This window comes from Thalassovita sp., from assembly GCF_965218685.1.
In the GTDB taxonomy this organism is placed as follows: Bacteria; Pseudomonadota; Alphaproteobacteria; order Rhodobacterales; family Rhodobacteraceae; genus Thalassobius.
This window is the reverse complement of sequence record NZ_OZ244657.1, coordinates 534,310-559,954: the sequence shown is the minus strand read 5'-3', so window position 1 is coordinate 559,954 and position 25,645 is coordinate 534,310. Positions and strand designations below refer to the sequence as shown.

Annotated in this window: 24 protein-coding genes; 14 read left to right on the top strand and 10 right to left on the bottom strand. The window is 60.1% G+C overall.

Annotation, left to right across the window (positions count from 1 at the left end; translation table 11 throughout):
- Positions 1-29: 29 nt before the first annotated feature.
- The gene (locus tag ACOQOQ_RS02995; RefSeq protein WP_420568659.1) at positions 30-1,337 is read right to left on the bottom strand and encodes an HlyD family type I secretion periplasmic adaptor subunit; all 1,308 of its coding nucleotides are present in this window, start codon (positions 1,335-1,337) and stop codon (positions 30-32) included.
- Positions 1,334-3,067, bottom strand: a complete 1,734-nt coding sequence (locus tag ACOQOQ_RS02990; protein WP_420568658.1) for a type I secretion system permease/ATPase — start codon at positions 3,065-3,067, stop codon at positions 1,334-1,336. Before ACOQOQ_RS02990 ends, ACOQOQ_RS02995 begins: the two co-directional genes overlap by 4 nt.
- Positions 3,068-3,311: 244 nt before the next feature.
- Here ACOQOQ_RS02990 and ACOQOQ_RS02985 point away from each other — a divergent pair, with 244 nt between their 5' ends.
- Complete coding sequence (locus ACOQOQ_RS02985) at positions 3,312-4,046, top strand: VacJ family lipoprotein (protein ID WP_420568657.1); 735 nt, start codon at positions 3,312-3,314, stop codon at positions 4,044-4,046.
- 10 nt (positions 4,047-4,056) lie between these two features.
- Positions 4,057-4,641 carry an MlaC/ttg2D family ABC transporter substrate-binding protein gene (locus ACOQOQ_RS02980; RefSeq protein ID WP_420569722.1) on the top strand — a complete coding sequence of 195 codons (585 nt, stop codon included), beginning with the start codon at positions 4,057-4,059 and terminating at the stop codon, positions 4,639-4,641.
- A gap of 51 nt (positions 4,642-4,692) precedes the next feature.
- Here the strand turns inward: ACOQOQ_RS02980 and ACOQOQ_RS02975 are convergent, their stop codons facing one another.
- Entirely contained in the window at positions 4,693-6,870 is a 2,178-nt protein-coding gene (locus tag ACOQOQ_RS02975) for a transglycosylase domain-containing protein (protein WP_420568656.1), read from the bottom strand.
- A gap of 259 nt (positions 6,871-7,129) precedes the next feature.
- On the opposite strand from ACOQOQ_RS02975, the gene ACOQOQ_RS02970 reads away from it, so the two are divergent.
- From ACOQOQ_RS02970 to ACOQOQ_RS02945, 6 genes are all read left to right on the top strand, one after another.
- The gene (locus ACOQOQ_RS02970) at positions 7,130-7,468 is read left to right on the top strand and encodes a P-II family nitrogen regulator (RefSeq protein ID WP_420568655.1); all 339 of its coding nucleotides are present in this window, start codon (positions 7,130-7,132) and stop codon (positions 7,466-7,468) included.
- A gap of 31 nt (positions 7,469-7,499) precedes the next feature.
- Positions 7,500-8,834 (top strand): ammonium transporter, encoded by a 1,335-nt coding sequence (locus ACOQOQ_RS02965; RefSeq protein WP_420568654.1) that lies wholly within the window; start codon positions 7,500-7,502, stop codon positions 8,832-8,834.
- Between the two features lie 134 nt (positions 8,835-8,968).
- The gene (mutL, locus tag ACOQOQ_RS02960; RefSeq protein WP_420568653.1) at positions 8,969-10,822 is read left to right on the top strand and encodes a DNA mismatch repair endonuclease MutL; all 1,854 of its coding nucleotides are present in this window, start codon (positions 8,969-8,971) and stop codon (positions 10,820-10,822) included.
- Positions 10,819-11,991: a DNA recombination protein RmuC gene (locus tag ACOQOQ_RS02955; RefSeq protein ID WP_420568652.1), complete on the top strand. Its 1,173-nt coding sequence runs from the start codon at positions 10,819-10,821 to the stop codon at positions 11,989-11,991. Before mutL ends, ACOQOQ_RS02955 begins: the two co-directional genes overlap by 4 nt.
- A gap of 82 nt (positions 11,992-12,073) precedes the next feature.
- A complete protein-coding gene (locus ACOQOQ_RS02950) occupies positions 12,074-12,400 on the top strand; it encodes a DUF3775 domain-containing protein (RefSeq protein WP_420568651.1) in 327 nt (108 codons plus the stop codon).
- 283 nt (positions 12,401-12,683) lie between these two features.
- The gene (locus ACOQOQ_RS02945; protein WP_420568650.1) at positions 12,684-12,971 is read left to right on the top strand and encodes a hypothetical protein; all 288 of its coding nucleotides are present in this window, start codon (positions 12,684-12,686) and stop codon (positions 12,969-12,971) included.
- Positions 12,972-13,030: 59 nt separating this feature from the next.
- Here the strand turns inward: ACOQOQ_RS02945 and ACOQOQ_RS02940 are convergent, their stop codons facing one another.
- The 4 genes from ACOQOQ_RS02940 to ACOQOQ_RS02925 all read right to left on the bottom strand — a co-directional run bounded on the left by ACOQOQ_RS02940 (position 13,031) and on the right by ACOQOQ_RS02925 (position 16,272).
- Positions 13,031-14,167 carry a saccharopine dehydrogenase family protein gene (locus ACOQOQ_RS02940; protein WP_420568649.1) on the bottom strand — a complete coding sequence of 379 codons (1,137 nt, stop codon included), beginning with the start codon at positions 14,165-14,167 and terminating at the stop codon, positions 13,031-13,033.
- 2 nt (positions 14,168-14,169) lie between these two features.
- Positions 14,170-15,225 (bottom strand): saccharopine dehydrogenase, encoded by a 1,056-nt coding sequence (locus ACOQOQ_RS02935; protein WP_420568648.1) that lies wholly within the window; start codon positions 15,223-15,225, stop codon positions 14,170-14,172.
- 15 nt (positions 15,226-15,240) lie between these two features.
- Positions 15,241-15,900 carry a histidine phosphatase family protein gene (locus ACOQOQ_RS02930; protein ID WP_420568647.1) on the bottom strand — a complete coding sequence of 220 codons (660 nt, stop codon included), beginning with the start codon at positions 15,898-15,900 and terminating at the stop codon, positions 15,241-15,243.
- Between the two features lie 90 nt (positions 15,901-15,990).
- Positions 15,991-16,272, bottom strand: coding sequence for a DUF1330 domain-containing protein (locus tag ACOQOQ_RS02925; RefSeq protein ID WP_420568646.1), 282 nt, complete (start codon positions 16,270-16,272; stop codon positions 15,991-15,993).
- A 58-nt stretch (positions 16,273-16,330) separates the two neighbouring features.
- On the opposite strand from ACOQOQ_RS02925, the gene ACOQOQ_RS02920 reads away from it, so the two are divergent.
- On the top strand, positions 16,331-17,242 hold the full coding sequence (locus tag ACOQOQ_RS02920) for a LysR family transcriptional regulator (protein ID WP_420568645.1): 912 nt from the start codon (positions 16,331-16,333) through the stop codon (positions 17,240-17,242).
- On the opposite strand, the gene ACOQOQ_RS02915 is transcribed toward ACOQOQ_RS02920, so the two are convergent.
- The 3 genes from ACOQOQ_RS02915 to ACOQOQ_RS02905 form a co-directional block, all read right to left on the bottom strand.
- A complete protein-coding gene (locus tag ACOQOQ_RS02915; protein ID WP_420568644.1) occupies positions 17,227-17,457 on the bottom strand; it encodes a WGR domain-containing protein in 231 nt (76 codons plus the stop codon). The genes ACOQOQ_RS02920 and ACOQOQ_RS02915 overlap by 16 nt on opposite strands.
- A 66-nt stretch (positions 17,458-17,523) precedes the next feature.
- On the bottom strand, positions 17,524-18,228 hold the full coding sequence (locus ACOQOQ_RS02910; RefSeq protein WP_420568643.1) for a response regulator transcription factor: 705 nt from the start codon (positions 18,226-18,228) through the stop codon (positions 17,524-17,526).
- Complete coding sequence (locus ACOQOQ_RS02905) at positions 18,225-20,126, bottom strand: PAS-domain containing protein (protein ID WP_420569721.1); 1,902 nt, start codon at positions 20,124-20,126, stop codon at positions 18,225-18,227. Before ACOQOQ_RS02905 ends, ACOQOQ_RS02910 begins: the two co-directional genes overlap by 4 nt.
- 291 nt (positions 20,127-20,417) lie before the next feature.
- Between ACOQOQ_RS02905 and ACOQOQ_RS02900 the strand changes: the two genes are divergently transcribed.
- The 5 genes from ACOQOQ_RS02900 to ACOQOQ_RS02880 are packed head-to-tail and all read left to right on the top strand — an operon-like array spanning position 20,418 to position 25,562.
- Positions 20,418-22,391: an AMP-binding protein gene (locus ACOQOQ_RS02900; RefSeq protein WP_420568642.1), complete on the top strand. Its 1,974-nt coding sequence runs from the start codon at positions 20,418-20,420 to the stop codon at positions 22,389-22,391.
- A complete protein-coding gene (locus ACOQOQ_RS02895; RefSeq protein ID WP_420568641.1) occupies positions 22,388-23,212 on the top strand; it encodes an ABC transporter ATP-binding protein in 825 nt (274 codons plus the stop codon). The genes ACOQOQ_RS02900 and ACOQOQ_RS02895 overlap by 4 nt, the downstream gene beginning before the upstream one ends.
- Before the next feature lie 35 nt (positions 23,213-23,247).
- Positions 23,248-24,249, top strand: a complete 1,002-nt coding sequence (locus tag ACOQOQ_RS02890; protein ID WP_420568640.1) for a branched-chain amino acid ABC transporter permease — start codon at positions 23,248-23,250, stop codon at positions 24,247-24,249.
- A 2-nt stretch (positions 24,250-24,251) separates the two neighbouring features.
- Positions 24,252-24,479, top strand: coding sequence for a hypothetical protein (locus ACOQOQ_RS02885; RefSeq protein WP_420568639.1), 228 nt, complete (start codon positions 24,252-24,254; stop codon positions 24,477-24,479).
- Between the two features lie 6 nt (positions 24,480-24,485).
- The gene (locus ACOQOQ_RS02880) at positions 24,486-25,562 is read left to right on the top strand and encodes a branched-chain amino acid ABC transporter permease (protein WP_420568638.1); all 1,077 of its coding nucleotides are present in this window, start codon (positions 24,486-24,488) and stop codon (positions 25,560-25,562) included.
- Positions 25,563-25,645: the final 83 nt, after the last annotated feature.

Sequence of the window (25,645 nt, the reverse complement as noted above, 5' to 3'; positions counted from 1 at the left end):
TAGCGCGCCTGCGCCCAGATGCAAGGTGCCTACTCGCGAAAGGCCTTGGTGAAATAGTCTGACAGGGGTTTGACCAGATATGCCAGCGGTGTGCGGTCGCGCGTGCGGATGAAGGCATCCACGGGCATGCCCGGCAGCAGGGTGCTGCCATCGGGCAAGCGATCCAATTCGCCTTCGTTCACATCGATCTCGACCCGATAGAAGCTGGCGCGGCTGGCTTCGTCCACGAACGCATCGGCAGACACCTGAGCGACTTTGCCGAATAGTTCAGGCGTGGCGCGCTGGTCGAAGGTGGAAAACCGCAAGGTCACGTCCTGCCCCACGAACAGCTGATCCACATGGATCGGTGAGACTTGCGCAGCGATCACCAGCGGGCGGTCCTGCGGCACCAGGAACAGAACCGGATCGGCCGCCCGAATGACCGAACGCGGCGTGAAGAACTGCATCCCGTAGACGATCCCCGAGACCGGCGCGCGAATATCCAGACGGTCCAGACGTTGCAGGATGGCGCGGCGTTTTTCGGCGGACTCAAGCTCGCGGTACTCCAGATCACGCAGGGTGGTGATGGCGTCCTCGCGGCGCTTGGTGCCCAGTTTCAGGATCTCGATTTCGATCTCGGTGATGCGGCCCTCGGACTGAGCGCGCGAGGCGGTTAATTCGCCGACCTCACCGCTTAAACGAGAGCGTTCTCGTTGCAGCGACAACACGCGCGAGGCCTGGGCCAGGCCCTTGTCCAGCAGGGCTTGTTGGCTGGCCAGTTCCTGATCAATCAGGGCCAGCTGGTCGCGCAGCGCCGAGCGTTGGGCATCAACGCCGTCGATCTGGTTCATAATCTGAGAGCGGCGTTTTTGAAGCTGCTCGATCTCTTTCGCGACCGAGGCTGAGCGGGCCGCTAAAAGCCGCTGTTGTCCTTCGATCTGCGCGGCGATGTTAGAGTCCTTGGCGGCGATTTCCAGCAATAGCGGATCGAACTCGGCGATCTCGCGGCCGTCGCGTTCAGCCTCCAGCCGGCCGCGGCGGGCCATCAGCTCGAACAGCTGCCCCTCGACGATCTTCAGCTCTGAATCCAGCTCTGATGGGTCCAGGCGGATCAGCAACTGGTTGGGTTCGACGAAATCGCCTTCGTCCACAAGGATCTCGGTAATGACGCCGCCATCGGGGTGCTGCACCACTTGGCGGTTCTGGTCTACTTCGACCAGCCCCGAGGCCACGACGGCGCCCGCGATGTTGGTAAACGAGGCCCAGCCACCAAAGACACCGACCAGCAGCATCAGTGCCAGCAAACCGACGGTCATCGGGCCGGTGACGGGAAAGCGGGAATTGACGTCGCGGCTCATTGGACGCTTCCTTTGTTCGGTTCGCGCGCGATCTGCTGGTGGTTCTGCACCATGCGTTTAAGCACTTCGTCCTTGGGGCCGAATGCCTTAACCTGGCCAGCTTCAAGCATCAGCAGCAGGTCGCATTCCTGGATCGCAGCGGGGCGGTGGGCCATGATCAGAACCGATTTGCCCTCGGACTTCATAGAGCGAATGGCACGGTTCAGGGCTATGCTGCCCTCGTTGTCCAGGTTCGAGTTCGGCTCGTCCAACACAAGGATCACCGGGTCGGAATACATGGCGCGGGCCAGTCCGATACGCTGAATCTGGCCACCGGACAGGCGTCCGCCCGACGCCGCGACGCGCGTATCGTACCCATCGGGCATTTGCAGGATCATCGCGTGCGCGTCTGCTTTCTTGGCGGCGTCGACGATACGTTCGGCATCGGGATTGGGGTCAAGTCGCGCGATATTCTCGGCGATGGTGCCGTCGAACAGCTCGACCCTTTGCGGCAGATAGCCGATCAGCTGCCCCAAAACATTGGGGTCGTATTGGTCCAGTGCTGCGCCATCCAGACGAATTTTGCCTCCTGCCGGGCGCCACAGGCCGGTCAGCGCCCGCGCCAGCGTGGACTTGCCTGCCCCCGAGGTGCCGATTACCCCGACGGCGGTACCGGGGTTGATGGCAAAGTTCACCATTCGCAAGGTCGCTTGCGCCTGTCCGGGCGGTACGATGGTTAGTTGCTGTACCTCCAGCTTGGCGGCGGGGGTGGGCAGAGGCGTGCGCTCGGGTTCAGGCGCGACGGTGCCCAGCAGAACGGCAAGGTTGTCCCAACCTTTCTTGGCGCGCTGGAACATGGGCCATTGACCAAGGGCCATCTCGATCGGGGCCAGTGCGCGGCCCATCAGGATCGAACCGGCGATCATTGCGCCGGGCGTCAGTTCTCCGATCAGGACCAGATAGGCGCCAAGCCCCAGCATGGCCGACTGCAGGAACAGCCGGAAGGTCTTGGTCAGTGAGTTAAACAGCCCGCCTGCGTCCGAGGCATTCAGCGATTCACTCAGCGCCTTGTTGCGGGCGCTTTGCCAGCGATGGAACGAGGCATCCCGCATCCCCATCGATTGCACCATCTCGGCCTCGGACAACATCTGCCCGGAAATCTGCTCGGACTGAACAACGGCCATGTTGGCAAAAGCAGTGGGGCGCCGGGTGGTGATCTGGTTCAGGATCGCCAGAACGATCAGCAGCGCGCCTCCGACCAGAGCCAGATAGCCCAGCCAGGGATGGAACAGCAAAATCCCGGCCAGAAACAGCGGCGTCCACGGCAGATCAAACAGCGCCATGAACGGGGGGGAAATCAGCAGGCGCTGAATGGATTCCAGATCACGCAACCCCGTTGCGCTGCTTTCATCCGGCGCGATGGCGGATTTGCGGATCACTGCCTCGAACACCCGTTTGTCCAGCCGCGCCTGAAAGCGCGAGCCGATGCGGGCCATGATCCGGGCCCGAGAGAAATCCAGCAGCCCCATCATGCCGTACAAAAAGGCCACGATCAGGGTCAGCCCGAACAGCGTCTCGAAGGAACGGCTGCCCAGCACCCGGTCATAGACCTGCAGCATATAAAGGGGACCGGTCAGCATCAGCAGGTTGACGAAGAAGCTGAAGATTCCCGCCGTCCAGAACAAAGAGCGACTTTCCTTTCGGACCGAGCGAAGCTCGTCCAGTCCTGCTTCGATGCGTGGGTTCTTCATAGGGTAACTGCTGCCATCTTTTGTCATCGGCCGGCAAAAAGACATTTATCTCTGATGCGGGCTTGTTTACTTTGTCTGCTTAACGCCCTGTGTAACGCCCTGTCGCCTTATTGTCACAGGTAGGATGCGCGACCGTGTGTCCGGCTGGGTTTTGTTAATACATCGACTAAATAAAACACCGAAATTAAATTTGTGGAACAAAGTTGTGTTGGTACAGCGATACAGGTCCTTTTTGCGCCCTTCAATGGCGGTGTTCGCTACGTTGGCCGTTTTCTCGGTGGCTGCATGCTCGACCCCCGGTCCGGATTTTCCGGCCGCCGATGTTTATGACCCCTATGAAGAGGCGAACCGCAACACCCATGCGCTGAACAAAGCCGTGGACAAGGCTGTGCTGCGCCCAGTCTCTAAGGCCTATGTGGCCGTGCTGCCAGAAGAGGCCGTTATCTCGGTTGGCAACTTCGCCGATAACCTGGGTGAGCCCGCCAGCGCCGTGAACCATCTGCTGCAGGGTGATCTGCGCGGCGTGGTTCGGAACGTGACGCGTTTCGCGGTGAATTCGACCCTTGGATTTGGCGGGCTGTTCGATGCGGCCGCTGATCTGGGCGTTTACCCGGACGAGGCCGATTTCGGCGAAACCCTGCATGTATGGGGTGCCCCCGAGGGCGCCTATATTGAGCTCCCGCTGCTTGGTCCGTCGAACGAAAGGGATGCCGTCGGCAAGGTGGTTGATCTATTCACCGACCCGCTGGACACCGTTCTGACCGTTCGACAGGCGAATGTTGGCCGAACGACCAAGGTGCTGAAACGTGTCGGCGATCGTGGGCGCTATGCTGATACGGTCGATTCGCTGCTGTATGACAGCGCCGACAGCTATGCCCAGGGCAAGCTGCTGGGGACGCAAAATCGCCGTCACGAACTGGGAATCGACACAGAAGACACCTATATCTCGCCCGAAGACATAGACACCGAAGGTTTTTAAGATGTTTACCCTGTCACGACGTTTTTTCCTGACCTCTTCGGCCGCGACCCTACTGGTGCCAACGTCAGCCCTGGCGCTGAACGACGGGCAGGCCAGGCGGCTGGTCGACGGTTTGGTCGGCGAGATCAACACGGTCATCGATTCGGGTAAAACCGAAAGCGCGATGTACAAGGAATTCGAGCGGATCTTCCGTAAGTTCGCTGACCTGCCCTATATCGCGGCCTATGCGCTGGGCGTGGATGGGCGCCGGGCCACCGGAACGCAGAAGAAGGCCTTTACCAACGCGTTCACGGGCTACGTGTCGCGTAAGTATGGCAAGCGTTTCCGCGAATTCATCGGTGGCCGTCTCGAGGTGCAGGGCGTGAAGCAAGTCAAAAGCTTCTATCAGGTTCGCACGATTGCCCACCTGCGCGGAGAAGCTCCGTTCGAGGTGGATTTCCATGTCTCGGATCGTTCGGGCAAGGACCTGTTCTTCAACATGTATATCGAAGGCATCAACATGCTGCTGACCGAGCGTGAAGAGATCGGAGCCATGCTGGATCGCCGCAAGGGCAATATCGACGCCTTGATCCGGGACTTGAAAACCGCCGGGTAATTAAAAGTCAGGCTTGGACCGCAAGGGCGCAGCATACAACTGCGCCCTTTTTTAGTGGTTGGTGCCCAGCAGATCGTCCAGCAGCTTCTCGATCCCGCGTTTGGTCTTGTCTTCTGGCTTGGTCATGCGCGGCTCCGAGCCGCCCTGCATCATCGGCAAGGGCGAGGGGGGCACGCCCTCGTGGACCCGCACCATGGTCTCGTGCCAGATTTCAGCCGGCAGGCCTGACCCAGTGACCCCGGTCAAGGGCGTGTTGTCGTCATAACCCATCCACACCCCGGCCACGTAATCGGCGCTAAATCCGATAAACCACGCGTCCCGCGCAGCCTGAGTGGTGCCGGTCTTGCCAGCGATCTGCCGGTCGGACAGGGCGGCACGGCGGCCGGTGCCCTCGGTGGCGGCGACATACATCATCCAGGTCAGCTCTTGCGCGGCTTCTCGGCGGATCACCCGCTCGCCGATGCCGCCGGTGGCAGTCATCAGAGGGTCTTTGTCGCCCTGCATCCGCAGTTCGACCAGCCCATAAGGTTTAACCGAGCTACCGCCGTTCAGGATACCGGCATAGGCGCCCGTCATTTCGATTAGCGTGGATTCCGAGGCCCCAAGCGCCAGCGCCGGTCCCTGCGCCAGATCCGAGACCAATCCGAAATCAGCAGCCACACGGCGGACGTTTTCCAGCCCTACCTCTTGCGCCATCTTCACCGCCGGGATGTTCAGCGAGGTGCGAAGCGCCTCTTTCAGGGTCACGCGGCCGTGGAATTTGCGGTCATAGTTCTGTGGGCTCCAGGGACCCGAGCCGGGGATGTCGATCGTGATCTCTTCATCCAGCACCACGTCATTCGAGGACCAGCCCATTTCCAGCGCCGTCGCATAGACGAAGGGTTTGAAGCTGGAACCCGTCTGTCGCAGCGCTTGCGTGGCGCGGTTGAAGGCCCCGGCGACCTTTGTCTTACGCCCGCCAACCATGGCACGCACGGCGCCATCTGCGCTCATGACCACGATTGCGGCTTGGGCTTTCGACCCTTCGCGAACCTTGTTTTCAAAGATATAGGCCAGCGCCTCTTCGGCGGCAGTTTGCAGGCGCTGATCCAGCGTGGTCTTGATCACCACGTCGGTGGTCGAGTTGCGGGTAAAGAATTCCGGACCCGAGGACATGACCCAATCGGCGAAATAACCCCCGGCGCGGGCCTCGGCGGCCTCGGACAGCTGGGCGGGGTTGTCCAGCGCGGCTTGGGCCGCGCGATCGGACAGATATCCCTGGTCTTTCATCAATCCGATTACAACGCCTGCACGGTTTTGCGACCTGGTCAGGCTGTTGGTGGGGGCAAGGCTGGTGGGCGCGGTCAGCAGACCGGCCAGCATCGCGCCCTCGGCTGGGTTCAGTTGCGCGGCGGGCTTACCGAAGAAACGCTGAGCGGCGGCCTCGGCGCCAAAGGCTCCTCCGCCCATGTAGGCGCGGTTCAGATATATGCTGAGGATCTCGTCCTTGGTGTACTTGGCTTCCATCGCCAGGGCAAAGACCGCCTCTTTGCCCTTGCGCCAAAGCGACCCGCGCCGACAGTCGGCCTCGTAGTCGGCCTCGCTGTCCCATTGGGTTTCGTCATAGACAACACCCAGGCACAGCAGTTTCGCCGTTTGCTGCGTGATGGTCGAGCCGCCGTGACCCGACAGGGGCCCGCGTCCTTCGCGCAGGTTAATGCGCACGGCGCTGGCGATGCCGCGGGGGCTGAGGCCCAGATGACGATAGAATCGCTTATCCTCGGTCGCGATTACCGCGTTTTTCAGGTGAGGCGAGACAGAATCGGCCGTGACCACGCCGCCGAAGGTGTCTCCGCGCCAGGCAAAGATCTTCTCGTCCCGATCCATCATGGTGACCGAGCCTTTGGCGCGCCCGTCCAGCAGTTCCGACACCGGGGGCAGGGTGGTGTAGGTATACCCGACGGCCAGCGCCACCAATGCGCAGCAGATCAGGCCGATGCGCCAGGAAAACCCCCAGACAAGGCGAAAGATCCAACGAAACAAGGCCAAAAAGGCGTTGATGATGGGGTTGCCCTTACGAGCAGGCTTTCGCGCCGGTTTGCGTTTTGGGGCGGGTTTCTTCTTTGCAGGCTTCTTGGCAGCCGGTTTCGAGGCCGCCTTTGCACCGGTTTTTTTCGCCGTGGATTTCTTGGCGGACCCATACCGTCTGTCCGCAACCAAAGGAGGCTTCTTGCGCCCTGAATCACTCATGTCTTGCCCTGCCCGAGCCTGCTGTTTTGCCCATCATACTCGGTGAATGCGGGATTGTTGAGGTAGTGATTTGTTCACAAACGCGTTTTTAAGTCGCCCATTTTTTGTGCAAATGAGCAGCCTCGCCCAAAAAATAGGCGTTCAATCCCAATATTAGGCGCTTTTTTGGGCTGATCTCTTCACGCACACCCTCTTCCTCGTGTTTCTCTGCGGATGCAAACAGCGGGGCTTCCCGCAGCATAACGACAAGGGGATCAAGGTGAAACTCATCATTGCTACGATCAAACCGTTCAAGCTGGAGGAGGTCCGCGAGGCGCTGACCGACATCGGCGTGCGCGGCATGATGGTGACCGAAATTAAAGGTTTCGGTTCGCAGTCCGGCCACACTGAAATTTATCGCGGTGCAGAATACGCGGTGAACTTTGTGCCGAAAATCAAACTGGAAATCGTTGTGAATGCTTCGATGGCCGATCAGGTCGTTGAAACCATCACCAACACTGCCCGCACCGGCAAGATCGGCGACGGCAAGATTTTCGTGCTGGATGTCGCACAAGCAGTTCGCGTGCGTACCGGCGAATCGAACGATGACGCGCTGTAAGTCGCGCACGGGGGAAACTAAGGAAATGACTATGAACCTGACGAAAAAACTGGCCCTGGTCGCCGCGCTGACCGCGCTGCCCAGCCTGGGTCTTGCAGACGAAGGGCCGGTTGCGGGCGTAAATCCGTCGACCGATACCGTCTTCATTCTGAACTCGTTGCTGTTCCTTGTGGGCGGCTTCCTGGTGTTCTTCATGGCCGCTGGCTTTGCCATGCTGGAAGCCGGCCTGGTGCGTTCGAAAAACGTTGCCATGCAGCTGACCAAGAACATGGCGCTGTTCGGTCTGGCCGCCATCTTCTACTACCTGATCGGTTATAACCTGATGTACCCGCTGGGTACCTGGTCGGTCGAAGGTATCCTGTCCGGCGTTTGGGGCCCTGGTGTCCTGGAAGCTGTTGGCGTGACCGCCGACGCAGCCGACGATTACTCGTACGCCTCGACCGGTTCGGACTTCTTCTTCCAGCTGATGTTCTGTGCCGCCACCGCCTCGATCGTTTCGGGCACTGTGGCCGAGCGTATCAAACTGTGGCCCTTCCTGATCTTCACCATCGTCCTGACTTCGATCATCTACCCGTTCACCGCATCGTGGACCTGGGGCGGCGGTTTTGTTGGCGAAGCTGGCTTCTCGGACTTCGCTGGTTCGACCATCGTGCACTCGGTCGGCGGCTGGGCTGCTCTGACTGGCGCAATCATCCTGGGCCCGCGTATCGGCAAGTACAAAGATGGCAAAACCATCCCGATGCCCGGTTCGAACCTGCCCCTGGCAACCTTGGGTACGTTCATCCTGTGGCTGGGTTGGTTCGGCTTCAACGGCGGTTCGCAGCTGGCCATGGGCTCGGTTGGTGACGTTGCCGACGTGTCGCGTATCTTCTCGAACACCAACACTGCAGCAGCAGGCGGCGCCATCGCAGCCCTGATCCTGACGCAGATCCTGTACAAGAAACCTGACCTGACCATGGTGCTGAACGGCGCGCTGGCTGGCCTGGTGTCGATCACCGCAGAGCCGCTGACCCCCTCGCTGGGCGCAGCAACCCTGATCGGTATGGTCGGCGGTGTGATCGTGGTCTTCGCGGTTCCCTTCCTGGACAAGCTGAAAATCGACGACGTTGTCGGCGCGATCCCGGTCCACCTGCTGGCTGGTATCTGGGGCACCATCGCTGTTGTCTTCACCAACGGTGACGCAACCCTGGGCGCTCAGCTGTACGGTATCATCGTCATCGGCGCGGCCACCGTGGTCATGTCGGCTGTGACCTGGTTCATCCTGAAGATGATCATGGGTCTGCGCGTCAGCGAAGAAGACGAGATCAACGGTCTGGATATGGCCGAGCTGGGTATGGAAGCGTACCCCGAGTTCTCCAAAGGCTGATTTATCCTTCCTATCAGCTTTGAACCTTGCCCGGGCGGTCATCGCCCGGGCTTTTTCTTTTGTGACATAGGCGGGCGAACAAAGCGGGAATTCCCATTGGCAGAATCGGCGCGGGTCATGCTACAGGTTGGGGTATGTCTCAGGCCAACCCCAAGATATCCACAGATCAGCCCGTTATTCGGCAGCTGGACGACGCCGCAATCAACCGGATTGCGGCGGGCGAAGTTGTTGAGCGCCCCGCCTCGGCCGTTAAGGAACTGGTGGAAAACGCGCTGGACGCTGGCGCGCGCCGGATCGACATCGCGATCGCGGACGGCGGCAAGACCCTGATCAAAGTCACCGATGACGGATGCGGGATTGCGCCCGAACAGCTGCCGCTGGCCCTGTCGCGGCATGCGACCTCGAAAATTGACGGGACGGACCTGCTGAATATCCACAGCTTCGGCTTCCGCGGCGAGGCGTTGCCCTCTCTGGGGGCTGTCGGGCGGCTGACGATCACCAGCCGTGCGGTCGGACAGGACGCGGCCCAAATTGCTGTTGCGGGCGGGGAAATGTCCCCCGTCAAACCCGCAGCGCTGACCGTCGGTACCGTGGTCGAACTGCGCGATCTGTTCTATGCTACGCCAGCTCGTCTGAAATTCCTGCGTACCGACCGAGCCGAGATGCAGGCGATCACCGACATCGTCAAACGTCTGGCCATGGCCGAACCTTTCGTGGGTTTCACCTTGCGCGATGTCTCGGGCGGGGGTGAGGGGCGCGTGACCTTCCGTGCGGATCCCGAAAGCGGTGATTTGTTCGATGCGCTGCATGGCCGTTTGGCCCGCATTCTGGGGGCCGAGTTTGCCGAGAATTCGCTGAAGATTGATGCCGAGCGTGAGGGTTTCATGCTGACGGGCTATGCCGCGCTGCCCACCTATTCGCGCGGCTCGGCTGTGGCGCAGTTCCTGTTCGTCAACGGCCGCCCGGTGCGGGACAAGCTGCTGATCGGGGCGCTGCGTGGGGCGTATTTCGATTTCCTCAGCCGGGATCGGCATCCCGCCGCCGCGCTGTTCATTGAATGCGACCCGCATAAGGTGGACGTGAACGTGCACCCCGCGAAATCCGAGGTCCGGTTCCGTGATCCGGGCGTGGTGCGCGGGCTGATCGTGTCCGCGCTGCGGCACGCACTGGCCGAGGCGGGGCACCGCGCCTCGACCACCGTTGCAAACGCCACGTTGGGCGCTTTTCGTCCCGAGCCTGTGGACGCCCCCGCGCGGGTCTATCAGATGGACCGGCCCTCGAATGGGGCGATGCGCGCCAGCTATCAGGCGCAAGCCCCCGCGCCGGGTTTCGCTGATTTGGGGGAAACCTACAGCGCTCGCGTCGAAGAGGTGGCCGAAGCGCCCGAGGAAACGCCGCTGGAACGGTTGCCTTTGGGCGCGGCGCGCGCGCAGGTGCATGAGAATTACATCATCGCGCAGACCGAAACCGGCATGGTCATCATCGATCAGCACGCCGCCCACGAACGTCTGGTCTATGAAAAGCTGAAGGCGCAGATGGCCAAAAACGGCGTGCCCTCGCAGGCCTTGCTGATCCCCGAGATCGTCGAGCTGTCCGAGGGCGATTGTGCCCGCATTCTGGAGCTGTCCGAGGACCTGCAGAAACTGGGCCTGTTCATCGAAGCCTTCGGCGGCGGCGCGCTGGCCGTGCGCGAAACCCCGGCCATTCTGGGCGAGGTGAACGCCCGCGCCATGATCCTGGATATTCTGGACGAGCTGGCCGACCTGGGCAGCAGCCAGACCGTGCAAGCCCGGATCGAGGCGATCCTGTCGCGCGTGGCCTGCCATGGCTCGATCCGATCCGGGCGCCGTATGCGCGCCGAGGAAATGAACGCCCTGCTGCGCGAGATGGAGGCAACGCCCCATTCCGGCCAATGCAACCACGGCCGCCCCACTTATGTCGAACTGCGGCTGGCAGATATCGAACGCCTATTCGGACGGACAACATGACGATCAACGGACAGACCTATGACCTGAGCGACCCTTTGATGCTGGCTGCTCTGGCAGGTGGGGGCGTTGTGCTGCTGGTGCTGATCCTGCTGATCATGGCCGTCCGCGCGTCGGGCCAATCCGCGCGCATGGCCGCGCCCCTGTCGCAACAGATGCAGCAGTTGGGTCAGCGCGTGCAAATGCTGTCTGACGGGCAGCAGCAGCTTGCGGGCGGTCTGACTCATGTATCCGAGGCGCAGGCGGCCTCGCAGACCAGTATGTTGCAACTGATGGAAAAACGTCTGGCGCAGGTGAACCAGAACATGTCCGAGAACCTGCAAGGCTCGGCCCGCCGTACGGCGCATTCGCTGGGCGAGTTGCAGCAGCGCCTGCAAGCCATCGACAAGGCGCAGGACAATATTACCAAGCTGTCCGGCGATGTTCTCAGCCTGCAGGACATCCTGTCGAACAAACAGACCCGCGGGGCTTTCGGTGAAATTCAGCTGCGTGATATCGTGTCCAAGGCGCTGCCCGCTGATAGCTTTACCTGGCAAGCGACCCTGTCCAATGGAAAGCGTGCCGATTGCCTGATCCACTTACCGAACCCTCCGGGCCCCATCGCGATTGACAGCAAGTTCCCGCTGGAACCCTACGAGGCGCTGGTCCGTGCCGAAACGCAAGAGCAATTCAACCGCGCGGCCACAATGCTGCGGCAGGCCGTGCGCGCGCATATCAAAGCGATCTCGGACAAATACCTGATCGAGGGTGAGACTGCTGACGGCGCGCTGATGTTCCTGCCGTCCGAGGCCGTCTATGCCGAGCTGCATTCGCGCTTCCCTGAACTGGTGCGCGAAGGGTTCGACAAACGGGTCTGGATCGTGTCGCCCACCACTTGCATGGCCACGCTGAACACGATGCGCGCCATCCTGAAAGACGCAAGGATGCGCGAACAGGCCGGCGCGATCCGCAAGGAACTGGCGCTGCTGTTTGCTGATGTTGAACGTCTGGGCACGCGCGTGGAAAACTTGGACCGGCATTTCGGGCAGGCAGCCAAGGATATCTCGGACATCAAGATCAGTGCTGACAAGGCAGGGCGCCGTGCCCGTCGGCTGGATAATTTCGACTTCGAGGAACTGGCCCCTGACACCGACCCGCCCGTGGTGCCTATCGACCGCCCGAAAGGCGCCTAAGCGGCATTTGCCCCAGATCAAAGCGCAGGTCAGCGGTTCGGGCCACTCTGTCCGTTGACGAAGCGCAGACAGGAGAGCACCGATGCTACAGATCAATTTGACCAAAATTGCGAATGTCATTCTGATGGCGCGCGAGCTGGACCGCGCCGAAGGTGAGCTGCGGGCCTTTCTGGATCGGCTAACCGAAGAGGAACAGGTGGATCTGGTCGCCGTGATGTGGATCGGGCGCGACAGCTTTGATGCAGACGAGTTTGAAGAGGCCCGCGCGACCGCCATTGCCGAGGCCACGGTACCCACGCCAGACTATCTGATCGGCACACCGCACCTGTCAGACCACCTTGAAACAGGGCTTGAGGCGCTTGGTTTGTCCGTTCAGGACGAAGAGGACGACCTGATCCGCGGAGGCTGATCGCTTTCTTGGGATTAAAAAATTGTCTTCAAGGGCGGAAATCGACGTTTTTGCCTCTGTGAAAAAGCGTGAGAATTGCCCCGATTTCATGCTGCGCTGCAGCGAAAATCCAAGAATTTCATAGACTTGAACGCTCACAAACATGTGTCGTGCACAAATGCAGAGGTGTTCTGAATTTTCGCACGTATTTCAGTGGGTTGCGGCGCTTGTGTGTCGACCATTTCCGCCCCATCTCGGGTTCAGATCGAACAACGATCATTCAAAAACGGAAAGGAAATACACTATGAAAATCGCAATCATCACCGCTATCGCCGCCCTTGGTTTTGCCGCTCCGGCCGTTGCTCAGAACGTTGATGGTGACGCCATCGTCATGACCCGCAACGCACCTGCCGAAGCCGTCTTTGGCCCCGCAGACTCGGGTTTGAACCTGAACTCGGTTTCGGTCACCTTCGGCGAGCAGATCGTCACCGATCTGGGCGTCTCGGACACTCCTTCGGTAAACGGCGTGACCACCGCTTATGTCTTTGACGGCGCTGGCGACACCGGCAACAACGACTTCGTGGCATACTAAGTCTATGCTGCATGAAAGACGCGCCTGTCACTCCTCGCAGGCGCGTCTCGACCTTCGGGTCAGACGTGGGTCACGACGGCCAGATGCTGGGCCAGGGTGTCAATCTGCGTCAGCCATTCTTCCAGCAATTTCGGATCTGACGGCGCCGCGCTGACACCTGCGGGAATCGCCCTTGCCTGGACGGCCTGAACCGCCAGCGACACGGGAACCGAGACCAGCCGTGCCATCGCACTGCCGCGCGCGTCCCCCCAAGCATCCATCGTATAGGTCTGATGCCAGACGGGCTGTCCGTCTTTTTCCGCCTTCAAGGCAACGCACATGACCACGCGGTCAGGCTCGTCCTCTTCATAGGCGTTTTCGGCCCAGAACTGATCAGACATTTCGGCCAGGCGCGCCTCGCCCTTTGGGCCTTCCAGCGTTTCAATCTCGGTGAATACATCCGCCCAAGCCTGGGCCCAGCCGTTCAGACGCAAGGTGCCGCGGACGAACTCTTTGACCCGCCAGTCGGGATCGAACTTGTAATCCGCCATGAAGGGCAACGAGTCACGGTTGGGGTATACCTCGAAGGTTTCGGGCGCAGGCAGCGGAGCCGCAAAGCTGCTGATCGCATCCCACGGGCGGTTCACGTCCAGTTGCGTAAAGTCCCGGATCGAGCGCGACGGCGAGCGCAGCGCCTTCAGTACGCCCAGAGGCGACCAGCTGAATTTGTACCGGAACGGGTTGGGGTGCTTGGGGATGCCACCGCAGTAGGAAATGAATGACAGCGTGTTGCCAGCGTCATACGCGTCCGAGGCGCGGTAGGCTGCGACCAGCTTGTGTGCCATCAGGTGGTCGATGCCCGGGTCCAGGCCAACCTCGTTCACAAAGCGCAGACCATTTTCACGCGCGGCATCATCCAAGGCGCGCATCTCGGGCGAGATATACGAGGACGAGACGAAATGCGCGTCCTTGGTTAGGCACAGTTTGGCCAGCGGGACGTGCCAGTCACCCGGCAGCATGGACACCACGATATCACCGGGGGCCAGAACGGTGCCCAGGGCGTCGATGTCAAAGACGCGGATATCATCGGTCAGATCACCGACGGCCTCGGTCGCCTTGGCGGTGGTCCGGTTCCAGACGGCGACGGGTTCGCCCTGCTGCAGCAGGCGCCGCAAACCGGGAATGGCCGAAAGGCCAGTGCCACACCAATGGATCATGCTCAAACCTCCGTCACATGTTTCTTGAACTCGGCTTCTGCCCGGCCCCAGACTCCCGCGCTTAGATCATCCAGCGTCAGAAGCGAGGGCAGCAGCTGTTCGGCATAGTCTTCCGAGCTTTCAACCGGCAGCATCGAGGGCAAATTGTCAATCGCCATCACATCCATCACCGGGTCATCGGCCACGCGCAGGGCGGGGGCATCCCAGGTGGTGGCGCGGTCATAGACGGGGACGGGGTTGTAGTCGCTGTCAGGATCGCAGGCGATGTCTCCGATTGCCGTTAGGTTACGTGGGGCGGTCAAGGCATTCGCAGGCACAAAGACCGGCGTGCCAGGACGCGCAAAGATACAATTCAGAAAAAGGTCGTGATCCAGAATCTGGGGGAAGGGGCCTCCGCTGGCTGTCTCAGCCATATCCCACTTGGTTACTTCGATACCCATGGCGCTGCACAAATCTGCCGCGCCCGAGCCGACGCGGCCAAGCGCACCGATCACGATGGCGCGCGGGCGGTCGGGGCCAAGCGCGTCCAGTTCGGCCAGAAGTTCGGCGTTCAGTGCGTCCTTGCTGGGGTAAACTCCGACCGGCCCGCAAAGGGCGTCGCGTTGTTGCGCGGCCCAGGCCTTCAGCGTCACCGCAGCGCCTGCATAGCCCGCCCAGTACCCAAAAGCGGCAACGCGCCGCCCGGCCTGATCCACCAAGTATTCAAGATCATAAAGCGTACCGCCGCCGGCCTTGAACCGTTTCAGCAGCGCCTTCCCCGAATGCTGCCCTTTGTAGGCATGGCCGAACATAATGTGCTTGTGCGGAAGTGGCGTTCCATCGTCGGGCAGTTCCTTCAGGCCGAAGATAATCGCGTCCAGCGGCGCCGTGGGCCAGCTGTTTTCGGGCGCGATTTCGGCGCCCGCATCAATGTACCCCTGCAGGGGGATCGCGCGGGTTTTGCTTTCCTCGACCGTCACATGGATACCGGCTGCGATCAGCGCCTTTACGCCTTCGGGCGTCAGGCCAACGCGGTCTTCGTTAGCGCGCTGCTCGGCGCGGACCCAAAGATGTGTCATGGCTGCTTCCTTTGATTACAGGTGCGTTTGGGCGAACTGGCGGTCAGGTCGATCCAGATGCGGGATGGCGTTGAACTGCGTCATGCTCAGATCGTCTCCGATCCGGTGCAGCCGGTGCATCGAGGTGTTCATGATCGCCATGCAGGTGCGCGAAAAGGCGGTTACGTCCAGCCGCATCGCCTGTTTGAAACACATGCCGATCAACCCGCCCGAAGTCACCACCAAGGAAGGCCCGCGGCCCTGATCAATGTCCAGAATCGCTTCCCACACGCGGGATTCGAACTGCTCAAAGGTTTCATAGGGGTCCTGAATCTCGCCCGCCTGCCACTTGCTCAGCATCATCGGCATATAGGTCACGAAATCTTCGCGGTTTTTCGGCAGGGGAATGCCTTGCTGGTCCAGCAAGAGATTGGCGAGCGTGAAGAACTCCATCTCGTTCAGGCGCGGGTCCTGAATGATTTCGGCGTGGGTATGGGCACGCATTTCCTCGGCCGTTTGGCGATGGCGGCGCAGGGTGCCACAGTAAACGCGCTCGAAATGCTCGCCTGTGTCGTCCAGGTGATCGCCCAGCCACGTGGCTTGCTGACGACCCAGATCGCTGAGATTGTCATAGCTGTCTTCGTCTTGGGCGCTGGTGTTGGCCTGACCGTGACGAATAAGTGTAATGGTGGACATGGGCGCTCCGGCTTTGCTTGGGACAGGGGTAGGCAAAGCCAGAGCAAGGTTCAAGCGCCGTTGATCAAACTGACGCCAAGTTTGGCGTGATCACGCCAGCAGAATGATCGAAGATTCACCGATGCTGCGACGTTTGTCATGCAGAGCGGCCAGTTCCGCGTCCTCGAACCAGTTCATGGCGCTTTCACGGTCGGGGAAGGAAAGGATGCCCGCCATGTCCGGTTCGTTAACCGGGCCTTCCAGCTTGGTCGGCTCGGGCACAACTGTGACGAAACCACCTCCGTGTTTGGCCAGCGCGTCTCCTGCCTTTTCGCGGTAGGCCAGCATGGCGTCGTGGTCGTCGATTTTCAAATGAACGAATGCATAGATCATGGGGTTTCTCCTGAGTTGATACCCGAAAATTGCGCGGGGTGCGGCGCAAAGAAAACGCGTGTCTTTGCTTGCAGATTATGCGAAAATGCATGTCATGGAGATATCGTGGGATGATCTGCGCACGGTTCTTGCCGTGGTTCGTGGGGGGACGCTGGCAAAGGCGTCTCAGGCGCTTGGCGTGAACTACACGACCGTGGCGCGGCGCGTGTCCCGGTTAGAGGCGGCCTTGGATACGCGCCTGTTTGATCGTTTGGCCGATGGGTACCATCCGACACCGGCCGGACTGGCAGTGGCCCGCCGCGCCGAGGCAATGGACACCCAAAGCCAAGACCTGCTGCGCGAGGTATCCAGCCTGCAAGAGGATGTCGCCGGGCCCTTGGTCGTGACCGCGCCTCAGTTGTTGATCGCCTCGCATCTGCACCAGGTGATTGGCGATTTCATGCAGGCCTACCCGCAGGTTGATTTGACGGTGCGGGCTACGAATGACCTGTTGGATCTGAACCGACGCGAGGCGGATCTGGCCATTCGCATTCAGCGAAACCCCCATGAAACCCTGGTTGGGAAAAGGCTTGCCGCGCAACAGACTGCGGCCTTTGCCTCGGCTGAGCTGGTGCAGCGGATGCGGGATGGCAAGGCATGGGGATGGTTGGGGTTTACCAACTGGACGCAGCCACCTCAGGCCTCGTTGCGGCGCTTTCCGGATGCTCGGATCTTGCTGCGATTTGACGACATGATCGCGGTCATCGCTGCGGCCAAGGCCGGCATAGGTGTGGCGCGGATGCCTTTGTTTGTGGGGCGGGACAACGGGCTGCAGCAGGTCGATGTGATGGAGTCGCAGGACTATGCCGATATCTGGGCGCTGTCGCATCGCGACATTGCGCGGGTCCCCAAGGTGCAGGCCTTTCGCGACATGCTGGACCCGTTTTTTCGGGCGCATCGGCAGGATTTCGTGGATCAGGCGCGCAAATAACCACGCTTCAAGGTGCGCTTTCTGGCTTTGTCGGCGGCCTCGGAGGCTTTGCGCAGGCTGTTGAAAATATCGATGCGCGTTGCACCGCGCCCGCCCTGAAGGCCCCATTCGCGCAGAAGGGAAACCTCCTCGAACAGGTTATAGCAGAGTTCCACACGGTAATATCTGGCGCGCCCGGTTTTGGGGCAATCGCGGTACATCAGGCAGCTGAGCATACCCCAGCGTATCGTGACGCCGAATCGGGTGCAAGAGGGTAAGCTGCTGGCTTGATTAAGGAAAACTTAGCGCCAGTCGACGTCGCCCAGGAAAATATAGCCCGCGCCATAGATTGTTTTGATCAGGCGCGGGTTTTTCGGGTCTTCCTTCAACTTGGTGCGCAGCCGCGAGATGCGAACATCCATTGCCCGATCAAAGCTTTCCCCCGCTGCACCGCCCAGCGTTTCTTGCATCAGTGCGCGCGAGATCAGGCGCTTGGGGCGTTCCAGGAACAGGCGCAGCACCTCGCCTTCGGCATGTGAAAACGGGGTCTCGGTGCCAGTGTCGTCTTCAAGGATATAGCGGTCGAAATGGGCGTTCCAGCCGTTGAAAACCGCGGTGTTTCCGCCCTGAGGCGCCGGCTTGTCGCGGCGCAGGCGGGCACGGATGCGGGCGACGACCTCGGATGGATCGAAGGGCTTGATGATATAGTCATCGGCGCCCAGCTCCAGCCCGGTCACGCGGTCCTGCACATGGGCGCGCCCCGAGATGATGATGACGATCGCGCCTTGCTCCAGCGCCAGACGGTGCACCAGCGTCAGCCCATCGCGATCGGGCAGGGAGAGGTCCACAAGGCAAACGTCTGGGGTCGCGCTTTTCAGCGATGCTTCGAATTCCGTCGCGCGGGCAAAGCTCATGGTGCGGAAACCGGCCTCTTCCAAAGCATCGGACAGCATCGAGCGGATGGCCGGTTCGTCGTCAAGAATGGATACAAGCGGTGTGTTGGTCATGGTGTCGGTTGTGTCGTCTGAAGCAGCGTGGCCAGTTGGGCCTGATTAAAGGGCTTGGGCAAGACCGGAGCCATCTGCACGGCGTCCATGAACAGCGGGTGTTCCGTCGCCAGTGAGGTCATGAGGTAGCAGGATGGATGCCCATTTGGAAGAGCGCGCAGAAAATCAACGCCGGTCATGTCCCCGGCCAAAGAGATGTCGGACAGGATATGGGTGATCTCTGGCAGCTCGGATTGCAGCAACAGGGCCTCTTCGGCGGACGAGGCTTCGATCACCGTGTGACCAAGGTCGGTCAGCATCTCGCGGATGCCGGTACGCAGGTCCGGACTGTCTTCAACAAGCAGAACCAAGCCCGGTTCGGCCACCGAGTTCACCACCCGTAACGGCAGGCGAAGGATCACCTGGCCGCCCCCGTCCTCGGTATTGCGCAGTCTCACGCGGCCACCGGCAAGTTTGGTCATGTCATAGACCATCGCCAGCCCCAGCCCCGAGCCCTCGCCGCCCTTGGTGGTAAAGAATGGCTGCAGGGCGTTTTCCAGCGCTGCGTCGGAAAAGCCGGGGCCGTCATCCACCACCGCAAATTCAACCCAGATCCCCTGCACCGGTGAGGCTGTCAGAGTAATCTTGCCCTTGCCCTGACAGGCATCGCGCGCGTTAAGGATCAGGTTCAACAAGCTGTCCTGCAACATGCCGGTATCCAGCATCAGCATATCGTCCTTGACCAGATTGTTGACGTGCAGCCGGATCGTGTCGGGCAGGGCGGGCAGGGCGGGCAGGGCCAGGGTTTTCATGTCGCGCAGCAAGGCTGACAGGCTGGCAGGCTGGGGGTTCCAGTCACGCGCGCCGGTAATGTCTGCCAGACGGTTCAGCAGGGTGCCCCCGCGCTGGGCGGCCGAAAGGGTGGTGGTCACCAATGCGCGCGCAGGGGCTGGCAGTTCCATTTTTTGCAGGCGGCTTTGGCTGCCCAGCATGATCGTCAGCAAGTTGGAAAAGTCATGCGCCAGCCCGCTGGTCAACTGGGCAGCCATCTCGCGGCGGCGGGTTTGTTGCAGCGCGGCGCGGGCCTGAGTTTCTTCGGTGACGTCCATGGACATAATATAGACCCCGGCGACCTCGGCCTCGTCTCTGTTCTGATCGGGGGTGAACGAGACTCGGATGCGGCGGCTGCTTTGCTCGTCATTGAATTCGAACACCGAAGGGGTGCCCAGAAAGGCCGTATCCAGATGCGGCCTGATCGCGTCATAGGCCGCCTGGCCAAGGGCATCGCCGATGAACATGCCGACAATATCCATGGGACGACCGGGCATCACGGACGACAGACGCCGGTTCGAGAAAGTATAGCACCGGTCCAACCCCACATGAGCGATATGAGCGGGCATCATCTCGGTTGTCAGGCGGGTGCGGGCCTCGATTTCGGTCAGGCTGCGCTTGGCCTCTTCCAACGCGCTGATGGTGGATTCCAGTTTGCGGTTGGCGGTGGACAGTTCCTCGGCATAAGCCAGCACCTTGTCTGTCAGCTCTTCCGAGCGGGCGCGCAGCAGTTCCTCTTGTTTCTTGATCCGGGTGATGTCGGTATAAACGGCAACCCAACCGCCCTGCGGCAGGGGGCTTCCCTCGATCGAGATACGTTGACCATTCGGTCGCGTACGTTCCAGATAGTGCGGAGCGAAGGCCAAAGCCTGTTCGACCCGTTGCTGCACGACCCGATCGCCATCAGTCGCGTCCCCGTATTCACCACGCTCGGTCAGGAACCTGATCGTGTCTTCAAAGCTGGCGCCGGGGGTGACTAATTCGTCGGGCAGGTCGAACATTTCGCGAAACCGACGGTTGCAAACGACCAGCTTCAGCTCGGAATCATAAATCGAGAGCGCCTGCTGAATCAGATTCAGCCCGGCCATGGTCAAGGTGCGCGTATCGCGAAACAAGATCGACTCTCCGATATATAAGCTTCTGTTTTTCAAGCCATAAACAAGAAAACCAGCGCGGGTTCAGGCAGGAAAAACAGCGTGGGTTCCCTACTGTTATCGCCATTTGTGACAAAGAAATAGACCCTGTTACAATTTGTAATGATTGGGAAATGTTCACGAAAAAGTTGACCGCGAAAGATTAGTGCGCACCCTAGCAAACGGGAGAATCGTCGTTCGCGGGCTGCACAGGCCATCAAGAACGGCCATTTGGGAGGAACAGATTTGGCACAGTCGTCACAGGCTGCCGGTGGGCTTTCGTCCATCCCGGCGCTTTTGCAGCGTAACGCCACCGAGTTCGGGGATCGCCCCGCATATCGGGAAAAAGAGTTCGGCATCTGGCAGAGCTGGACGTGGAGTGAGACCAAGCGCGAGATCAACAATCTTGCCCGCGGCTTGATCAACATGGGCGTGAACGAGGGCGATTTCATCGCCATCATCGGTCGGAACCGTCCGCATTTTTATTGGTCGATGGTTGCAGCCCAGTCAGTGGGCGCTATCCCGGTGCCGCTGTACCAGGACAGCGCTGCCGAAGAGATGGCCTATGTGCTGGACCACTGCGGCGCGCGCTTCATCATCGCGGAAGATCAGGAACAGGTCGACAAGGTGATCGAGGTGCAGGACCGTCTGCATCAGTTCGAACACATGATCTATGTCGATCCGCGCGGAATGCGCAAATACGACCACACGCAGCTGCATGAATTCAGTCACATTCAGGAACAGGGCTTTGCTGCACGCGACGAGCTGACCCCCGAACTGGACCGCCGCAAGGCTAAGCTGGACTACGACAGCCAATGCGTGATGCTGTACACCTCGGGGACGACCGGCAAGCCCAAGGGCGTGGTGCTGTCCAACCGCAACGTGATCGAAAGCGCCAAGAACTCGGCTGAGTTTGACCACCTGGCAATCGACGAGGAAATCCTGGCCTATCTTCCGATGGCCTGGGTTGGCGACTTTATCTTCTCGGTCGGTCAGGCCTATTGGTGCGGTTTCTGCGTGAATTGCCCCGAAAGCGCCGAAACGATGGGGACGGACCTGCGCGAGATTGGGCCCAGCTATTACTTTGCCCCGCCGCGCGTTTTCGAAACCCAGCTGACCAATGTGATGATCCGGATGGAGGACGCTGGCAAGTTCAAGAAGGGCCTGTTCGATTACTTCATGGCACATGCCAAAAAGGTCGGCCCGGCCATTCTGGATGGCAAACCCGTCGGCGCCTTGGACCGTTTCAAGTACTGGCTGGGGGATCTGTTCATCTATGGCCCGCTGAAGAACACCCTTGGTTTCACCAACGTCCGTGTCGGCTATACCGCGGGCGAGGCGATCGGGCCTGAGATTTTCGAGTTCTACCGTTCGTTGGGGATTAACCTCAAACAGCTTTATGGTCAGACCGAAGCAACAGTGTTCATCACGCAGCAGCCGGATGGCGAAGTGCGCAATGACACGGTGGGCGTGCCCTCGCCGGGGGTTGAGCTGCGGATCGATGAAAACGGTGAAGTGTTCTATCGCAGCCCTGGCGTGTTCGAGTCCTACTACAAGAACCCCGAAAGCACGGCCTCGACCAAGGACGCCGAAGGTTGGGTGGCTACGGGGGATGCGGGCTTTGTCGAGCCTGACACCGGCCACTTGCGGATCATCGACCGCGCCAAGGACGTTGGCAAAATGGCAAACGGCAAGATGTTCGCCCCCAAGTATGTCGAAAATAAGCTGAAATTCTACCCGAACGTGTTGGAGGCTGTCCTGTTCGGTAATGGCCGCGACAAATGCATGGCCTTCATCAACATCGACATGAGCGCCGTGGGTAACTGGGCCGAGCGCAACAACATCGCTTATTCCAGCTATCAGGAACTGGCGGGGCATCCGAAGGTTCTGGAAACCATCAAAAGCCACGTCGAAGAGGTGAACAGCTCGGTCGCGGAAGACGAGATGCTGTCAGGCTGTCAGATCCACCGCTTCCTGGTGCTGCACAAGGAACTGGACGCGGATGACGGCGAAATGACCCGGACCCGTAAGGTGCGCCGCCGGATCGTCGAAGAGAAATTCGATGACCTGATCAGCGCCCTGTATGACGGTAAGGACGAAATCTACACCACCACCGAAGTGACTTACGAGGACGGCCGCAAGGGTTCGATCAGTGCCACGCTGAAACTGATTGACGCTGCCGTGGTCCCGGTGAAAACGCAAAAGGTGGCCGCAGAATGAGCCAGGTTATGCAAGAAGAAGGCTACGTCACCGCAGACGGTCGCAAGATCGGCGGCACCCTGATGGAGATGAAGAACATCACGCTGCGTTTTGGCGGGGTGAAGGCGATCACCGACATCAGTTTCGACATTAAGGAAGGCGAAATTCGCGCCATCATCGGCCCGAACGGCGCCGGGAAATCCTCGATGCTGAACGTGATCTCGGGGTTCTATATTCCGCAGGAAGGCGAGGTCTGGTTCAAGGGCGCACGCCGCCCGCAGATGCGCCCCTATGAGGTCGCGCGCCAAGGCATCGCCCGGACGTTTCAGAACATCGCGCTGTTCGAAGGTATGACTGTGCTGGATAACGTGATGACCGGCCGTCTGAACTATATGAACACCAACCTGCTGCAGCAGGCCATCTGGAAGGGCAAGGCCGAGAAGGAAGAGGTGGAGAACCGCGAAGTCGTTGAGAGGATCATCGACTTTTTGGAAATCCAGTCGATCCGCAAAACGCCTGTGTCGCGACTGCCTTATGGCCTGAAGAAACGTGTCGAACTGGCCCGTGCTCTGGCGGCCGAACCGATGTTGCTGCTGCTGGACGAACCCATGGCCGGCATGAACGTCGAGGAAAAAGAGGACATGTCCCGCTTTATCCTGGATGTGAATGATGAATTCGGCACCACCATCGCGCTGATCGAGCACGACATGGGTGTGGTGATGGATCTGTCTGACCGCGTCGTGGTGATGGACTACGGCAAGAAGATCGGCGACGGCACACCCGACGAGGTGCGCAACAATCAGGCCGTCATCGACGCCTATCTGGGGGTGAGCCATGACTAAGACCTTCAAAAACATTAGCAGTGGAGGCCAATCCAATGCCTGAACAACTCCTTTACGGCGCCGAGGTTGTCCTGAACGGTCTGATGGCGGGTGTACTTTATGCGCTGGTCGCCTTGGGCTTTGTGCTGATCTACAAAGCGTCCGGAATTTTCAACTATGCTCAGGGTGTTATGGCCCTGTTTGCTGCGCTGACGCTGGTTGGCATCATGGAGGGCCAGGTGCCCTTTGCCCACCTGATCAACGTGATCTTCGGCACCGAAATTCATCACTTTGGCTGGCATGTGCCGGGCGTTCTGGCGATCATCATGACCATGGGTGTGATGGTATTGCTGGCCTGGGCGGTGAACCATTTCGTGATGCGTCACCTGGTCAACCAGGAACCGATTATCCTGTTCATGGCAACCATCGGTCTGGCCTATTTCATGGAAGGTGTCGGAGACCTGATGTGGGGCTCGGACATCAAGACGCTGGACGTTGGTTTGCCCCAGGGTGGCAGCCTGTGGATCGAGGAAAACACCCAGTGGCTGGGTTTTGGCAACGATCGTTTCTACGGGTTCTTCCTGGATAAACTGGACATGATCGCGACCGTGGTCGCCGCCATTCTGGTGATCGCTCTGGTTCTGTTCAGCCAGTACACCAAGCAAGGCCGCGCCATGCGCGCCGTGGCGGATGATCACCAGGCAGCCCTGTCGGTTGGCATCTCGCTGAACTTCATCTGGGTGATGGTATGGTCGGTCGCGGGCTTTGTCGCGCTGGTTGCGGGCATCATGTGGGGCGCCAAGTCGGGCGTGCAGTTCTCGCTGTCGCTGATCGCACTGAAGGCCCTGCCGGTTCTGATGCTGGGCGGCTTTACCTCGATCCCCGGAGCGATCGTTGGCGGGCTGATCATCGGCGTGGGTGAAAAATTGTTCGAATTCTCGGTCGGTCCCTACATCGGCGGCGCGACCGAGAACTGGTTCGCCTACGTTCTGGCACTGATCTTCCTGGTGTTCCGTCCCCAAGGCCTGTTCGGCGAAAAAATCATCGAGAGGGTCTGACCATGAGCAAGCTGATTGCCATCATCAACGTGATCTCGTGGTCGGGGTTCTGGGCCTTTGGGTATATCGCCCTGACAGCCTCGGAGCTGACGCAAAGCCAGATCCTGATCGCAGCGGTCCTGGCCGGCGTCGCCTTCCTGACGGGTGTCATCGCCTATCTGAAGCTGTCGCGCGGTCACAAAGTCAACAATTCGGCGCTGGGGTTCACCCACGCCAACGAGCAGGGGTAAGGAAACATGTTCTATCGTGAAGCGGGCGATTTCAAAACGTCCTATACCGAGGACAACCAGACCTTTCCGATCAAGTTCGACCGGTATCGGTACTATGCGGTTCTTTTGATCGCCTTTCTGGTCGTGCCCTTCGTGGTCAATGACTACTGGGTCAACGCAATCTTTCTGCCGTTCCTGATCTACTCGATCGCAGCGATCGGTCTGAATATCCTGACGGGCTATTGCGGGCAGGTGTCGCTGGGGACCGGGGGATTCATGGCTGTGGGCGCCTATGCCTGCTACAAGCTGATGACCGCGATGCCCGAGGTAAACATCTTCTTCCACATCCTGCTGGCGGGGGGCATCACCGGTATCGTCTGTGTGCTGTTCGGTCTGCCCAGCTTGCGGATCAAGGGCTTTTACCTGGCCGTGGCGACGCTGGCAGCGCAGTTCTTTCTGGTGTGGCTCTTCAACCGGGTTCCGTGGTTCTACAACTACTCGGCCTCGGGTCAAATCAACGCGCCCGAGCGCACCGTCTTTGGCGTGGCCGTCACCGGCCCCAACACCGATGCGTGGGCGACCTACATGTTCTGCCTGGTCTTTGTGACCATCAGCGCGATTATCGCCCGTAACCTGACCCGCGGCACACAAGGCCGTCGTTGGATGGCGATCCGTGACATGGATATCGCCGCCGAGATCATCGGCGTGAACCCCCTGAAGGCCAAGGTCAGCGCCTTTGCAGTGTCGGGCTTTTTCGTCGGCATCTCGGGCGCGCTGCTGTTCGCGGTGTTCCTGGGTGCGGTCGAGGTCGGCGAGGCTTTCGGCATCACCAAGTCGTTCCTGGTGCTGTTCATGATCATCATCGGCGGTCTGGGTTCTATCTTTGGCAGCTTTGCCGGCGCCGCGTTCCTGGTGGTTCTGCCTGTGGTGCTGAAGATCGTCGGCGTGGATTGGCTGGGCTGGCCCACCGACATGGTGGCACACTTGCAGCTGATTATCGTGGGCGCCCTGATCATCATTTTCCTGATCGCGGAACCGCACGGGCTGGCACAGCTGTGGCGTGTCGCGAAAGAGAAATTACGACTTTGGCCCTTCCCCCACTAGGGCGGGCCATCACTAATACGGCCCGGGGCGCGGGGACGCGCCCCAGCCACTCCATCGGACAAAACCAAGGGAGGAGAAACCCG